Source organism: Halopseudomonas sabulinigri (assembly GCF_900105255.1).
Classification (GTDB): domain Bacteria; phylum Pseudomonadota; class Gammaproteobacteria; order Pseudomonadales; family Pseudomonadaceae; genus Halopseudomonas; species Halopseudomonas sabulinigri.
Map to the genome: position 1 here is coordinate 876,090 of NZ_LT629763.1, position 13,567 is coordinate 889,656.

The window sequence follows — 13,567 nt, forward strand, 5'->3', positions numbered from 1 at the left end:
ACACCATGCAATACATGCTGCTGTGCTGCATCGATGAAGCCCTGTGGGCTGCGCTCCCCGACGAGCAACGCCAGACGGTGATGAACGATTACGACAAACTGATTCAGGAGATGGTCACCACCGGGCATTACCGTGGTGGCGGCAAGCTGCTGCCGACGCACGCTGCCACCACGCTGCGCAAGGAACAGGGCGAGTTGATCGTCACCGACGGCCCCTTTGCCGAAACCAAAGAACAGCTCGGCGGCTTTCACGTGATCGAGTGCGAACACCTGGACCAGGCGCTGGCTTTGGCCAAGCGCATCCCGCCATTGGCAGTGGGCGGCGTGGTTGAAGTACGGCCGCTCGACCCGGCCTATCAGCTGTAATGACCACGCCAACGCTGGATCAACTCTACCGCAGCGAGTACGGCAAGTTGCTGGCCGGCCTGATCCGCCGCAGCGGTAGTTTTGACCAGGCCGAAGATGCCTTGCAGACCGCCTTTGAGGCCGCCCTGCGGCAATGGCCCGGCGATGGCCTGCCAGCCAACCCTGCGGCGTGGCTCAGCCGCACCGCGCAGCACAAACTGATTGATCAGCAGCGCCACCTGATCACGCAACGGGACAAGAGCGATGCCCTCGCCTTTCACCTGCACCAGTTGGCGCAAGATCAGGACGATCAGGATATACCGCAGGATAGCCTGCGGCTGATGTTCACCTGCTGCCATCCAGCCTTGCCGCAAACCAGCCAGGTGGCTCTGACGCTGCATACCCTGGGCGGCCTGAAAACCGACGAAATTGCCCGCGCCCTGCTGGTGCCGCTATCCACGCTGGCGCAACGCCTGGTGCGCGCCAAGAGCAAGATTCGCGATGCCGGCATTCCCTTTCAGATCCCCGCAGATGAGCAACTATCGGCGCGGCTGCGACCCGTCCTGACGGTGCTGTATCTGATTTTCAACGAGGGCTACAGCGCCAGTTTCGGTACACAAATGGTGCGTAATGACCTTTGCCAGGAGGCCATCCGCCTGGCCAGCCTGCTGGTACGGCTGCTGCCCGCAGAGGCCGAAGCGCGCGGCTTGTTGGGCCTGATGCTGTTGCACGATGCGCGGCGCGCCACGCGCATCGACAGCCAGGGCGACCTGGTGTTGCTTGAGGATCAGGACCGCAGCCAATGGGACCAGCAACAGATCGAGCTTGGCTGCCGGCATACCAGCCGCGCTTTCCAGCAGGGCCGGCCTGGCGCCTATACCTTGCAGGCGGGCATCGCCGCGCTGCACGCCCAGGCGCCCAGCAGCGCAGCAACGGATTGGCGGCACATTGCCGCCCTCTACAGCCTGCTCTACCAGCAACAGCCAACGCCGATCATAGCCCTCAATCGGGCAGTGGCGATCGCCATGACCGATGGGCTCGAACAGGGCCTGGCACTACTCAAGCACATTCATCTGCCCAGCTATCACCTGCTGCCGGCGACCCGCGCCGACCTGTTGCGCCGTTTGGGTCGGCCGGCCGAGGCGGCCGACCAGTACCGTGCAGCACTGGTACTGGTAAACAACCAGCTGGAGCAGCGCTTCCTCGCGCGGCGCCTGCAGGAAATGCAGTCGGCAATGGCGTTGTCGAATTCGCCCCTGCCCGATCGACAAGCTTGTGCACCTTGATTGTTCAACCGCCCGAGGAGGCTGATATGTCTTATGTAGATGGATTTGTGGTTCCCGTACCCAAAGCCAGGATCGATGAATACATCCGCGTCGCCCAGATCGCCAAAACGGTCTGGATGGAGCACGGCGCACTGGAGTACGTCGAATGCGTTGGTGATGATGTGCCCGATGGGCAGCACACTTCCTTCCCGATGAGCGTCAAGCTAGAGCCGGAAGAAATGGTGATATTTTCCTGGATTCGATACAGCTCACGCGAAGAGCGCGACCGCATAATAGCCCTGGTCATGGCCGACCCCAGGCTCGAAGGCCAGATGACGCCGGAGAACATGCCCTTTGATGGCAAGCGGCTGATCTTTGGTGGCTTCAAGGTGGTGATCGACTGAACGGCTGCCTGCCTGCGTTTCGCAGGCAGGCAGCTGGCAATACCGCCTTAGCGGGCAACAGCCTATCGGGTTGCCACCTTAGACCTGCCGCTACCAGTTGTACTTGACCTGGGCAGTCACCACTCGACCGCCGTCGTAGAAACAGCCGGTACTGGAAATACAATAAGACACGTATTCTTTGTTCATTATGTTGTTGGCGCTCAACGACAGCTGCGCACCCTCGAGTGACTGGCTCAGCGCGCCCACGTCATAACTCAGCACCGCATCAAAGAGCGTGACGCTCGGCGATTCAAAGTTATTGGCCACCTCACCGTACGACTTGCCGATATAGCGCACGCCACCGCCCAACCCGAGCCCGCGCAGCGCACTGCTCTGCACCACATAATTAAGCCAGGCGCTGCCCTGTTTATTAGGCACAAAAGGCTGTTCATTGCCTTCAACCGTCGGATTGCCATCTCGGGTGATTTCGCTGTCGGTCAGGGCGTAGGAAACGCTCGCATCCAGCCCGCGGCGCAGAGCCATCTTGCCCTCCAGCTCCATACCGCGTACGCGCACCTCACCGGTTTGCGAGCGTACGTTGGTCAGCAGGTCGCGGGTGAGCACGTTCTGCTGCGTCAGATCATAAACAGACAACGTCCACAGACTGCTACCCGAGGCCGGTTGATAGCGCACGCCCAGCTCATACTGCTCGCCTTCGGTGGGCTTCAATGCGTTGCCGTCGGCGCCTACCCCGGCAGTCGGAGCGAATGACTGCGAATAGCTGGCATAGGGCGCAATCCCGTTAGCAAACTCATAAACCAGGCCAAAACGACCAGTGAAAGCTTCGTCATCCTGATCCACTGTACTGCTGGTGCCCGCCAGCACATCAGTAGTTTTGCTGTCAGCCTTGGCGAGGTCATACCGGCCGCCCAGATTGAAGGTCCAACCGGCCAGCTGCAGCTCTTCCTGTAGGTACAACCCAGCCTGGTAACGGTCCTGTTCGCGCCTGGTGGTCAACGGCGGTTTTACCGCATCGCCGCTGTACTCCAGCGTGCTCAGGTCGATCGGGCTGACGCTGGTGCCCTGGAAGTGCTCATCGTAGGTCGCGTCTTCGTGCTGATAATCTGCGCCGATCAGCAGCGTATGCTCAGCCGACCCCGTCGCAAAGCGAGCGATAGCCTGATTGTCCACGGTGAAGGTGGTGGAGTCTTCCGGGAAGGCCCAGGCGTAACGCGCCAACACCGTCGGGCTGATCATACTGTAGGCTTGCACGCGCTGGGTGTAGGTATCCACACGCGAGGCGCGCAAGTTCTGGCGCAACTGCCATACCTCGTTAAGCTGGTGCTCAAACTCCCAGCCAGCCATCATTTGCTCATTGCTGAAGCGATCAAAGCCCGGCTCACCGATAAATGTATCGGCGTCCAGTTTGCCGTAGGGGGAGCCACCATAGAGCGTGCCAACCGCAGGCAGCGCTGGCTGGGCACCACCGCCATCCGAGTCGATATTCTGATACTGCGCCAGCAGAGTCAGCTGCGTGTCATCACCAATCAGCCAGGTCAGCGAGGGAGCGATGAACTGGCGCTCCTCATTGAGGTAATCCACCCGCGAGTCACTTTCGCCCAACTGGCCGACCAGGCGATACAGCAGGTTGCCACTGTCAGTCAACGCGCCGCCCAGATCGAAACCCACTTGCTGCGCATCGTAGCTGCCGTACTCGGCATAGACTTCCCGCACCGGGGCGACGCTGGGGCGCTTGCTGACCATATTGATCATGCCGCCGGGAGCATTCTGACCATAGAGCACCGAGGCAGGGCCCTTGAACACCTCTACCCGCTCCAACCCGTAGCTGGCAATTTTTGGCTGCGCGTAACCCAATACACCAAACGGCAGGCGCAAGCCATCGAGATAACGCCCCGGCGTAAAGCCGCGCACGGTGAACCAGTCATGCCGCACGTCGGCATTGCCATACTGACTGACCAGGCCCGGTGTGTACTGCAACGCCTGGGACACATTGTTGGCGCCGTGCTGCTGCAGCTCTTCGCGGGTCACCACGTTCACCGCCTGGGGTGTGCGTATCAGCGGCGTACCGGTTTTGGTACCGGCTGCTGAGGTGGTAGCCACGATGCTACCGGCTGCCGCGCTCGGCAAGTGCACTGCGTGCTGCCCGGTGATGGTGAGCGGTGCCAGCAGCGCGGCATCCGTGCCAGCCGCGCTGAGCACGTAAACCCGGCTGCCGTGCTGCTCAATGCTCAAGCCGCTCCCTTGCAACAAGCGGGCGAAGCCCTCAGTAACGCTGTATTCACCGCGCAGACCGGGCGACTGACGCCCCTCAGTCAATGATGGCTTGAACTGCACTGTGACGCCCGCCTGGGCAGCAAAATCGGTTAGCGCATTGGCCAGTGTTCCCGCAGCAACCTGATAACTGTTGCGCTGCGCGTCAACGCCGCCGGGCTGGGTCTGCACCTGAGCCTGAACTTGGGCCACGCTGGTGAGTAGCGACACGGCAATGATGGCTGCGCGCAGCGGCAGCCTGGCAAAGTGCGCTCCGGCGACCCGTTGGCGAGAAAAAGCATGCGTCATTCCATAAACTCCTGAAGCTGAAATAGATGAGTTGTCTATGGGAATGACACGCGAGTTGAAAAAAGGGGACACTCTTTTTGCCAAGTTGATGGGGCACGACCTCAGGCCGCAGTCAGCGACACCCAAAAGCGCGTGCGATACACCACCTGCACCGGCAGCGTGGCGGGCAAGGCAGCCAGCACCTGATCGGTGTTATCCAATTGAAATGCGCCGCTGATGCGCAGGTCGGCAATCGCCGGATCACAGCGCAGCAAACCAGGGCGATAGCGCGCCAGCTCGTGGATAAACTCGCCGAGTGGCATCTGCTGGGCCACCAGCAACCCGCGCGCCCAATCAGCGCCATGGGGGTCCACCGGGCGCGGCAACTGCACCGCCTCGGCACTGAAGCTCAACTGCTGGCCAGCCTGAATCACCTGCCTTGCGCCAGCATTGGCCGGTTGTACCTCCACCGCGCCGTCGTAGACCTGCACGCGGGTAATGTCGTGATCGCGGCGTACCACAAAGCGCGTACCCAAGGCGCGAATACGCCCTTGTCGCGTCTGTACCCAGAACGGGCGGAAACTTTCATCCGCGCGCCGGGGATCGGCGCCGGTATCAATCAGCACCTCCCCGCGATGCAGGCGTATCAGCCGCTGCACTGCATCGAATTTAACGTCCAGCGCCGTGTCGGTATTGAGTTCCAGTTCAGTGCCATCGTTGAGCGACAGGCTGCGCCGCTCGCCAGTACGAGTGGCGTAATCGGCCGTCCATTCGCGCCAGGCAGAATGTCGGTAGGCGACGTAAGACGCGGGTACAAAGGTCATCAGCAATACCAGCGCCTTGATCGCGCGCCGCCGTGAACTGCTGGAGGCGTGCCCCAACACCGGCATCCCAAGCTGTGCCGGAATCAGCCCGAACTTGTCATTCACCAGCTGCGCGCGCTGCCAGGCGCGCTCATGCTCCTCACTACTGGCCCGCCAGCGTGCCAGCGCCGCTAGTGTCTGCGGGTTATGGCGTTCCTCGTGCAATCGCACCAGCCAGCCGGCCGCCTCACGCACCGCCGCGCGATCCAGCTTGTCGGTCTGATCCATCCCGTTCAGAGAGTAAGCATGATGCATTGTTCGTATGCCTCCGCCATGTAGCGTTTAACCGTGCGTACGCTGATGCCAAGCCGTTCGGCTATCTGCGCGTAGGTACAGCCTTCCAGCTGCGCCAACAAAAAGGCCTGCCGCACGCGCGGCGCCAGACCGTCCAGCATCGCGTCCACCTCATGCAGACTCTGCAGCAGGCTGGTTTGCACCTCCGGCGAGGGGACCTGCTGCGGCGGTAGCGCCGCCAGCGTCTCCAGCCAGGCCTGTTCCAGCGAGCGGCGACGGAAATGGTTCGAGACCAGGCGCCCCGCCACCGTGACCAGAAAGGCGCGCGGTTCTTGCAGCGGCTCTTCAGTCTGCAGCTCGCGGGAGCTGAGCACGCGCACAAAGGTATCCTGCGCCAGATCGGCAGCATCATGCAGGCAGCCCAGCTTGTAGCGCAGCCAACCAACCAGCCAGCGGTGGTGCTCAATATAGAGCGCGCCGCACTGCTGCCTTGCACTGTCGCTGGATGTCATGAGCTCCCTCTCGTAAAGCGGATCAAAACAATATAAATGAGAATTGTTCGCATTGTAGGCAGTAAAAAGGCGCCGCGCAATCGCTGTCAAACAATAATGGGAATGGTTAAGCAAATGGCGGGACGGACGGCGACTGGCAAAGCTGGAATGGGGCAAGGCAGATCGCTAGAATACGCCGTTTTCAGCTACGGCTATCACCTGATGCCGCCCCGCGAGGTCATTGATGTCCACCACCCAGTCTGCCCCTAAAGTCGGCTTCGTTTCCCTCGGCTGCCCCAAAGCCCTGGTCGACTCGGAACGCATTCTTACTCAGCTGCGCACCGAGGGTTATCAGGTGGTGCCCACCTATGAAGATGCCGACGTGGTGGTGGTCAACACCTGCGGCTTTATTGATACCGCCAAGGCTGAATCGCTGGATGCCATCGGCGAAGCCATCGCCGAAAACGGCCGCGTGATTGTCACCGGTTGCATGGGCGTGGAAGAAAGCGCTATTCGCGATGTACACCCCAGCGTGCTGGCCGTTACCGGTCCGCAGCAGTACGAGCAGGTGGTCAATGCCGTGCATGAGGTTGTACCACCGCGCGCCGATCACAACCCGCTGATCGACCTGGTACCGCCACAGGGCGTCAAGCTCACCCCGCGCCACTACGCGTACCTGAAGATTTCCGAAGGCTGCAACCACAGCTGCAGCTTCTGCATTATTCCCTCCATGCGCGGCAAGCTGGTCAGCCGCCCGGTAGGTGATGTATTGAGCGAAGCCGAGCGTCTGGCCAAGGCCGGCGTCAAGGAAGTGCTGGTTATTTCGCAGGACACCAGCGCCTATGGCGTCGACATCAAATACCGCACCGGTTTCTGGAATGGTCGCCCGGTCAAGTCGCGCATGACTGAAATGTGCGAAGCCTTGAGCGAGCTGGGCATCTGGGTACGTTTGCACTACGTCTACCCTTACCCGCACGTGGATGAGCTGATCCCGCTGATGGCCGCAGGCAAGATCCTGCCCTACCTCGACATTCCCTTCCAGCACGCCAGCCCCAAGGTGCTCAAGGCGATGAAGCGCCCGGCCTTTGAAGACAAGACCCTGGCGCGGATCAAGAACTGGCGCGAAATCTGCCCCGAGCTGACCATTCGCTCGACCTTTATCGTCGGCTTCCCGGGTGAAACCGAAGAAGACTTTCAGTACCTGCTCGACTGGCTGACCGAAGCGCAACTCGACCGCGTGGGCTGCTTCAAGTATTCGCCGGTAGAAGGCGCACCGGCTAACGATCTGGGCCTGGACCCGGTACCGGAAGACGTGCAACAGGATCGCTGGGAGCGGTTCATGGCGCACCAGCAGGCCATTTCTACCGCACGTCTGCAGCAGAAAGTCGGCAAGACTATCCAAGTCATCATTGATGAAGTGGATGAAGAAGGCCCTATCGCTCGCTCCATGGCCGACGCGCCGGAAATCGATGGCAACGTGTATATCGATACCGACGAAGTGCTCAAGCCCGGCGACCTGGTCACCGTTACCGTCACCGACGCCGACGAATACGACCTCTGGGCGCACCTGGCCTAAGCCAGCCGGCACCGCCTGCTTTCCACAGCAGGCAAGGCTAACCATATTCGGACAGGTCGAGCCTCATCTCGATCATCCGCCTCAACCGCACTACCGCTGGCCGGGATGGCTCCCGGCCATCCCCAGCATCCCATCGCTGCCCGGCACAGGTTGGTCATCTGTACCGCTCAGCTCGCGGCGTGCAGACGACCACGTTCACAGTCTGGCGCTGTGCCTGCACGCGAGCATTGAAAATCAGTACATGATGGCCGATCCTGTGACGCGCATAGCCGCACCGCACTAGATCAGGACAAGAACAGGGAGGTCCGCTCATGAAGTGCTTCAACCACACCACCGATGACGCCATCGGCATCTGTAAAATCTGCGCCAAAGCGCTCTGCATGCCCTGCACCACCGACACCGGCTCAGGCTTGGTCTGCTCCCAGAGCTGCGCCGCAGAACTCGCTGACCTCGATGAAATCATGCGCAAGAACAAAGTGCTTTTGGGCGTCGGCAGCGAACGCAAATCCATCCCCACCGGCCTGCTGATGTTCTTTTTCTTTGGCGTCATGTTTACCGGCTTCGGCCTGTATTTCGCGCTGGTGAAGGGCCGCGATGACTACTTTCTGGTACTCATGGGCCTGGGATTTCTGGTCATCGGCGGGATCGGCTGGTGGCGCAACCGCAAGATCAATATAAGCTGCTGAGCCGCCGGCGCCGCCAGCCGGACTGAAGGCCGGATGGTAGATCAGGTAGCCACTGCAACCCGACAAAGGATGTGACATGCACATGGACGTGTACAAATTACTGGCCTTCATTACCCTCGGCATCGCCCTTGGCGGCTGCTCCGAAAACTCCGCCCCGGCCACCAGCACTGAGAGCAGTGCATCGCGTTTCCCTGCCCTGCCGACGTCTGCGGACGAGCGCGTCACGCTGAACGGCACAATGACTTTCTGGATGTACGAGGGCGACGGTGGCTGTTTCGGCAGTATCAGCGACGGTGTTCAGGCGGTAGAGCTGTGGGTCGATGTGGATAGCTGCGGGGAAGTAGAGTACCCGGAAAACGCCCCCGCCTCGGTTGCGGTGACCTACCGCTCAGACAATCAGTACGCGCCGGGCAAGCTGTACACCATTGTCAGCTTTAACGCGCCACCGGTTCTGGCGCAATAGCGCGCTGGCGGCGCAGCGCCGTTGCGGCGCTGCCAGCCGGCCTAGACCATTTTCATCGGTTCAAGGTTAACCACCTGGTCGGCAATGTCCCCAAGGCCCTCTTTCACCCCGGCCAGGTTAATCAGCGGCAACGACATGCCATCTACCATTCCCTTTGCCGTAGCGCCCTTCTTGCGCGCCGCCATCAGGTGCTTGGCCAGACAAATTACCGCCGCCAAAGGGCTTGGCTCAGCGTGCTCCAGCGGCGCGCGGTGCTGCAGCACGGCAACGCACAGCTCGGTGGGCAGCTTCCACTCCTCCAGCAAGGCCGCGCCAGCCTCGGGGCTGGTGAACTGAAAGCGATCCAGCTCTGCCTGATTACGATCCGCGCCCTCGTCCACCATGGTCTGTACCGCCTTGGCACGGTTGGGCGTAGTCAGATGCAACAGCAAACGGCCAATGTTACTGATGATGCCCGCGGTGAAAGCGACGTCTGGCTCAACAGCTTTGGTTTTCTTGGCGATGATCTTGCAGATCTCACCGGTCTCGAACGACTCATTCCAGAAGCGCTTAACGTCCAGACCCTCTACTTCCCCGCTCACTGAGCCAGAGAGGCCAGAGGAGATCACCAGTATCTTCAACCGATCAAAGCCGATACGCACGATGGCCTCATCAATGGAGTTCACCTTGCGCGGCAGACCGTAGTAGGAGGAGTTGACCATGCGCAGAATCTTGACCGACAGGGTCGGGTCGCGGGCCACCTTGGTAGCAATCAGATCCAGGTCAGCCTTGTCGTCAGACAGCACCTGAATCAGCTCCTTGACCACCTCGGGCACGTTCGGCAATTTGTCTTTTTGCGCCAACAACTCGCTTATATTCATCGTTCGGTTTCCGTGGCAATGGGGTAGTGCCGTCCGATCCAACGGCAGGGAAAACATAAACAGCAAAGACACCACAAAAATAGTTGCCGCCCCAGTGGAAAGCAAGACGACAGCCAGATCACCCGCTCGCAGCAGGTAACGCTAAATCTGCCGGCGCAATCCCGCGCCAGTGGCGCGCCGCCGCCAGAACAGCAGTGCGCTGGGCAGCTAAAGTCAGCTTAGCGCTTGGTGCGCACGGCGGGTTTGGCTAACATGGGCGTGATAATGGCACTTTGGAACAGCAGTTAACCCAATGGATGGTCGCAGGATGCCGCTAACCCGTTTCTTTGTTTTGCTCGTTCTGCTGCTCTGGGCTGCGGCAGCCAGCGCCGAGCCACGCGTGGTACTCGACTCTACCAGCGTCAACCTCACTGACTTTCGCATCGGCTATTACATCGACGACTCGCGCGAGCTGACCTACCAGCAGGTGCGCGACCGCAGCTTCCGGGAAACCGCCAGCACCACCAGCCTGGGTACCAATGCCCGTGTCGCCTGGTACAAGGTCATTCTTGAGAACGCCACTGACAGCGATCTCGCGCTGGATGTGCAGATGCCCCACGCCTACCATGTGGAATCGGTCGCTTTCCATGAAGAACGCGATGGCCAACTGGTGCGCAGCGAAACCCTGGACCTCGATAACCTGGGCAACAGCGGCATCATGTATCACGGGGTCGCGGTTTACCCCGTCACCCTGCCGGCGAACGCCACCACCACGCTGTACGTGCGCAGCTTTGCCTATTCGCACCAGTGGTTTGCCCTCGATATCTACGACGAAGAGCACTCGCGTCAGGCACTGGTCGCCACCAATAACGACGTCGCCCTGCTGGTCGGCATGATGCTCGCCTTGGTGTTCTACAACTTCCTGCTGTACTTCGCGACCAGCAAACTGGAAAACATCTTCTATTCCTTCTACCTGATCTCCGGTCTGGTCTGGATTGCCCTGTCTTACGGCCTGGTAGCAAGCCTGTTTGATGCCTACGGCGATGAAGTCTTCATGCTCAACATCTCGCTCATCACCATGCCGATTTTTCTGGTGCTGTTCATGATGGCCATTTTTGAGACCAAAACCCGCTATCGCCTTGAGCATCGTTTCTTGCAGGCGCTGCTGGTGCCGCTGTGCGTCATGTTCGTCTGGGGGCTGTTTGATATATCGGCCGCGCTAAAGCCGGCCAGTACGGCGGCCGTCATCATGATGGTGGTCACCCTGTCCGTCACCTTTTCGCTATTGCGCAAGGGCAACCCGCTGGCCAAGTTCTTCCTGGTGGGGCACGGCTTTTTTGTCATCTTCAACGTCATGGCGGTGCTCTTTTACAAAGGCCTGATTGAACCCACCTACGTTGCCAGTCACGGCGTGGGTATCGGCATCATGCTGGAGGCGTTGATGCTGGCTTTCATCATTTCGCACCGCATCAAGATTCTCGAAGACATCCGCGCCTCGCAGGACGAACTGAAAAAGCAGGCCGCGACCGACCCCCTCACCCGGCTCTACAACCGCCGCTATTTCTTTGCCGAGGCCGGTTACCTGATGGAGGTCGCCAAGGCCCATCAGCAGCCCCTCGCGGTACTTGCCATCGACATCGACCGCTTCAAGCAAGTCAACGACTCGCACGGCCACGCCGTGGGCGATCAGGTGATTATCACCCTGGCCCGCGCACTGAAAACGCAAAGCCGCAGCAACGACCTACTGGCCCGCTTCGGCGGTGAGGAGTTTGTCATGCTGTTGCCCGAGACCAACACCGACCAGGCGCTTGCCTGTGCCGAACGCGTGCGCGCCGCCATTGCCGCGCAGCGTATAGACCTCAGCCCGGACAAGCAGCTGTCGCTGACCGTCAGCATTGGCGTGGCAACCGTCAACCTTGCCACCGACAGCATAGAAACCGCGCTCAACCGGGCAGACAAGGCGTTGTATGAAGCCAAACACAAAGGCCGCAATCAGGTGTGCCTGAACAACGACAACCAAACCACCGAGCCCGGCGTCACGCAAAAGCCCTGACGCGCCACTCGCAAGGACGCCCCATGCATCCACCGGCCTACCCGCACGATCCAATCCAGCAGCTCTACGCTGGCGTCTACTGGGTGCAAGGCAGCATCCGTATGGGCCCCGGTTTGCGCATGAACCGCAACATGGTCATTGTGCAGAATCACGGTGAACTCACCCTGATCAACCCCGTACGCCTCAGCGAACACGGGCTGGCCAGCCTGGATGCGCTGGGCAAGGTTACGCATCTGCTGCGTCTGAGTGACTTCCACGGTATGGACGATGCCTTCTACCTGGAGCGCTACAGCTGCGCGTTCTGGGCGCAACCCGGGCAAGCCACCTACCCGCAACCTGCACCCGACCACGTGATCACCGAACAGCTTGCGCCGCCGCTACCCGACGCCGCGTTCTTTGTATTCCGCACAGCCATCTACCCGGAAGCCGCTCTGTTGCTCAAACAACACAAACTGCTGGTCACCGGTGACAGCGTGCAATACCACGCACACTGGCGCTATTTCAGCATCATTACCCGTCTGGTCTTCAAACTGCTGGGTTTTAAAAAGGGCATCAACATTGGTGGGCCTTGGCGAAAACGCGTCACGCCCAAGGGCGGCTCGCTGCGCGCCGACTTCGACAGCCTGCTGAACCTTGATTTCGACGCCCTGATCGCCGCCCATGGCCAACCACTCGCCAGCGGCGCCAAGGCAGCGCTGCGGCAAGAGGCAGAGCAGGTTTTCAAATGACGCCCGCCTTGCATTGCCCAGCTTCTGCCGCCCCCAATCACCGCCACGAGTACGCAGCATGCACCCTCCGGTAATACAGGAAGAGCCCACCGGCTGCGGCATCGCCGCCGTGGCCAACATACTCGGCAAGACCTACGCCCAAATGCGCGCCATTGCCCATGGCATGGGCATTTATGCCGCAGATACTGCACTCTGGTCAGATACCCAGTATGTACGCCGGCTGTTGGCATCGGCCGGCGTAAACTCCTCGCCAACTGAAATACCCTTCACCCGTTGGCAAACGTTACCTGACCTGGCGTTGCTGCCGATCAAGCATCACCAGGAAGCAGGCAAGGAGTTCTGGCACTGGGTGGTATTCAAGCGTGAGGCCGACCAGGCCGTGGTGCTGGATTCTGCCAGCTATCTGGAGCACAACGTCAGAACCGATTTTGAGCAGATGCACCCGCGCTGGTTTATTGCTGTAACCCTACCCGTAGCGCAGTGATCACATTCGGCAGACAGGAACAGCACCATGAGCGCAGCACTCACCGGCATCATTCTCTACGCCAAAGACATGCAACGCAGCGCCGCGTTCTATCAGCAGCATTTTGGCTTCAGCGGCAGCGGTGAGGTCGTGGAAGGCTTGATTGAACTGACAGCGGGCGATGGCAGCTGCAGCATTTTGATTCATCAGGCGGCCAAGAGCCTCAAGTTTGGTCAGGCCACCGTCAAACTGATGTTCAGCGTGCAGGATGTAGAGGCTTTCAAGACGCGCAGCGCAGAGCAGGGAATGCACTTTGGCAGCACCCATCAAGCCAATGGCTACAGCTTTGCCAACGCCAAAGACCCGGACCAGAACAACATCTGCATTTCCAGCCGCGCCTATCGCACCACAAACCCATAACCCTACTCCCCGCGCCGAGCATCCCGGCCGCACTCCCCAAAGAGCAGCCTGCACCGCCGCTCTCCATCAGGGCTGACGCTGCACGAGCAGCCTGCCCGACAACACCCAACGCCAATAGCCTCTAGGTAGCTTGGTCTCTGCCCTATCAGCCCGCGTCTAACGCTCGGGAAGAGGTTTACGTAATTTACAAAGCCTCTTTT

Annotated in this window: 14 protein-coding genes; 10 read left to right on the plus strand and 4 right to left on the minus strand. The window is 60.3% G+C overall.

Features of this window, described 5'->3' with window-relative positions; all coding sequences use genetic code 11:
- Nucleotides 1–5 precede the first annotated feature (5 nt).
- From BLU26_RS03850 to BLU26_RS03860, 3 genes are read left to right on the plus strand one after another with little or no spacing between them, the layout of a single operon-like run.
- Nucleotides 6–365 carry a YciI family protein gene (locus BLU26_RS03850; RefSeq protein WP_092284026.1) on the plus strand — a complete coding sequence of 120 codons (360 nt, stop codon included), beginning with the start codon at nucleotides 6–8 and terminating at the stop codon, nucleotides 363–365.
- Nucleotides 365–1,630 (plus strand): RNA polymerase sigma factor, encoded by a 1,266-nt coding sequence (locus BLU26_RS03855; RefSeq protein WP_092284028.1) that lies wholly within the window; start codon nucleotides 365–367, stop codon nucleotides 1,628–1,630. The genes BLU26_RS03850 and BLU26_RS03855 overlap by 1 nt, the downstream gene beginning before the upstream one ends.
- Before the next feature lie 26 nt (nucleotides 1,631–1,656).
- The gene (locus BLU26_RS03860; RefSeq protein WP_092284030.1) at nucleotides 1,657–2,013 is read left to right on the plus strand and encodes a DUF1428 domain-containing protein; all 357 of its coding nucleotides are present in this window, start codon (nucleotides 1,657–1,659) and stop codon (nucleotides 2,011–2,013) included.
- 90 nt (nucleotides 2,014–2,103) lie between these two features.
- Here the strand turns inward: BLU26_RS03860 and BLU26_RS03865 are convergent, their stop codons facing one another.
- The 3 genes from BLU26_RS03865 to BLU26_RS03875 form a co-directional block, all read right to left on the minus strand.
- On the minus strand, nucleotides 2,104–4,572 hold the full coding sequence (locus BLU26_RS03865; RefSeq protein ID WP_092284032.1) for a TonB-dependent siderophore receptor: 2,469 nt from the start codon (nucleotides 4,570–4,572) through the stop codon (nucleotides 2,104–2,106).
- A 101-nt stretch (nucleotides 4,573–4,673) separates the two neighbouring features.
- Nucleotides 4,674–5,669: a FecR domain-containing protein gene (locus BLU26_RS03870; protein ID WP_092284034.1), complete on the minus strand. Its 996-nt coding sequence runs from the start codon at nucleotides 5,667–5,669 to the stop codon at nucleotides 4,674–4,676.
- Nucleotides 5,648–6,160 carry a sigma-70 family RNA polymerase sigma factor gene (locus tag BLU26_RS03875; RefSeq protein WP_092284036.1) on the minus strand — a complete coding sequence of 171 codons (513 nt, stop codon included), beginning with the start codon at nucleotides 6,158–6,160 and terminating at the stop codon, nucleotides 5,648–5,650. The genes BLU26_RS03870 and BLU26_RS03875 overlap by 22 nt, the downstream gene beginning before the upstream one ends.
- Nucleotides 6,161–6,383: 223 nt before the next feature.
- Here BLU26_RS03875 and rimO point away from each other — a divergent pair, with 223 nt between their 5' ends.
- The 3 genes from rimO (at nucleotide 6,384) to BLU26_RS03890 (ending at nucleotide 8,864) form a co-directional block, all read left to right on the plus strand.
- On the plus strand, nucleotides 6,384–7,715 hold the full coding sequence (gene rimO, locus BLU26_RS03880; RefSeq protein ID WP_092284038.1) for a 30S ribosomal protein S12 methylthiotransferase RimO: 1,332 nt from the start codon (nucleotides 6,384–6,386) through the stop codon (nucleotides 7,713–7,715).
- A 311-nt stretch (nucleotides 7,716–8,026) separates the two neighbouring features.
- Nucleotides 8,027–8,401 carry a hypothetical protein gene (locus BLU26_RS03885; protein WP_092284040.1) on the plus strand — a complete coding sequence of 125 codons (375 nt, stop codon included), beginning with the start codon at nucleotides 8,027–8,029 and terminating at the stop codon, nucleotides 8,399–8,401.
- A gap of 76 nt (nucleotides 8,402–8,477) precedes the next feature.
- Nucleotides 8,478–8,864: a hypothetical protein gene (locus tag BLU26_RS03890; protein WP_092284042.1), complete on the plus strand. Its 387-nt coding sequence runs from the start codon at nucleotides 8,478–8,480 to the stop codon at nucleotides 8,862–8,864.
- A 41-nt stretch (nucleotides 8,865–8,905) separates the two neighbouring features.
- On the opposite strand, the gene BLU26_RS03895 is transcribed toward BLU26_RS03890, so the two are convergent.
- The gene (locus tag BLU26_RS03895; RefSeq protein WP_157719294.1) at nucleotides 8,906–9,724 is read right to left on the minus strand and encodes an HDOD domain-containing protein; all 819 of its coding nucleotides are present in this window, start codon (nucleotides 9,722–9,724) and stop codon (nucleotides 8,906–8,908) included.
- Nucleotides 9,725–10,031: 307 nt separating this feature from the next.
- Between BLU26_RS03895 and BLU26_RS03900 the strand changes: the two genes are divergently transcribed.
- Genes BLU26_RS03900 through BLU26_RS03915 form a run of 4 tightly spaced genes read left to right on the plus strand, consistent with a single transcriptional unit; the run spans nucleotide 10,032 to nucleotide 13,367 of the window.
- A complete protein-coding gene (locus BLU26_RS03900; RefSeq protein WP_092284046.1) occupies nucleotides 10,032–11,756 on the plus strand; it encodes a sensor domain-containing diguanylate cyclase in 1,725 nt (574 codons plus the stop codon).
- A 23-nt stretch (nucleotides 11,757–11,779) separates the two neighbouring features.
- Nucleotides 11,780–12,484, plus strand: coding sequence for a hypothetical protein (locus BLU26_RS03905; protein ID WP_231702000.1), 705 nt, complete (start codon nucleotides 11,780–11,782; stop codon nucleotides 12,482–12,484).
- Between the two features lie 58 nt (nucleotides 12,485–12,542).
- Nucleotides 12,543–12,968, plus strand: coding sequence for a hypothetical protein (locus BLU26_RS03910; RefSeq protein WP_092284048.1), 426 nt, complete (start codon nucleotides 12,543–12,545; stop codon nucleotides 12,966–12,968).
- Nucleotides 12,969–12,995: 27 nt separating this feature from the next.
- Nucleotides 12,996–13,367 carry a VOC family protein gene (locus tag BLU26_RS03915; RefSeq protein ID WP_092284050.1) on the plus strand — a complete coding sequence of 124 codons (372 nt, stop codon included), beginning with the start codon at nucleotides 12,996–12,998 and terminating at the stop codon, nucleotides 13,365–13,367.
- The last annotated feature ends 200 nt before the right edge of the window (nucleotides 13,368–13,567 follow it).

Excerpts from the sequence above, each read along its gene's own strand:
- BLU26_RS03860 (WP_092284030.1), top strand. The coding sequence starts at position 1,657 with ATGTCTTATGTAGATGGATTTGTGGTTCCCGTACCCAAAGCCAGGATC.
- BLU26_RS03895 (WP_157719294.1), bottom strand. The coding sequence starts at position 9,724 with ATGAATATAAGCGAGTTGTTGGCGCAAAAAGACAAATTGCCGAACGTG.
- BLU26_RS03910 (WP_092284048.1), top strand. The coding sequence starts at position 12,543 with ATGCACCCTCCGGTAATACAGGAAGAGCCCACCGGCTGCGGCATCGCC.
- BLU26_RS03915 (WP_092284050.1), top strand. The coding sequence starts at position 12,996 with ATGAGCGCAGCACTCACCGGCATCATTCTCTACGCCAAAGACATGCAA.
- BLU26_RS03890 (WP_092284042.1), top strand. The coding sequence starts at position 8,478 with ATGCACATGGACGTGTACAAATTACTGGCCTTCATTACCCTCGGCATC.
- BLU26_RS03875 (WP_092284036.1), bottom strand. The coding sequence starts at position 6,160 with ATGACATCCAGCGACAGTGCAAGGCAGCAGTGCGGCGCGCTCTATATT.
- BLU26_RS03900 (WP_092284046.1), top strand. The coding sequence starts at position 10,032 with ATGCCGCTAACCCGTTTCTTTGTTTTGCTCGTTCTGCTGCTCTGGGCT.
- BLU26_RS03855 (WP_092284028.1), top strand. The coding sequence starts at position 365 with ATGACCACGCCAACGCTGGATCAACTCTACCGCAGCGAGTACGGCAAG.
- BLU26_RS03905 (WP_231702000.1), top strand. The coding sequence starts at position 11,780 with ATGCATCCACCGGCCTACCCGCACGATCCAATCCAGCAGCTCTACGCT.
- BLU26_RS03850 (WP_092284026.1), top strand. The coding sequence starts at position 6 with ATGCAATACATGCTGCTGTGCTGCATCGATGAAGCCCTGTGGGCTGCG.
- rimO (WP_092284038.1), top strand. The coding sequence starts at position 6,384 with ATGTCCACCACCCAGTCTGCCCCTAAAGTCGGCTTCGTTTCCCTCGGC.
- BLU26_RS03885 (WP_092284040.1), top strand. The coding sequence starts at position 8,027 with ATGAAGTGCTTCAACCACACCACCGATGACGCCATCGGCATCTGTAAA.
- BLU26_RS03870 (WP_092284034.1), bottom strand. The coding sequence starts at position 5,669 with ATGCATCATGCTTACTCTCTGAACGGGATGGATCAGACCGACAAGCTG.
- BLU26_RS03865 (WP_092284032.1), bottom strand. The coding sequence starts at position 4,572 with ATGACGCATGCTTTTTCTCGCCAACGGGTCGCCGGAGCGCACTTTGCC.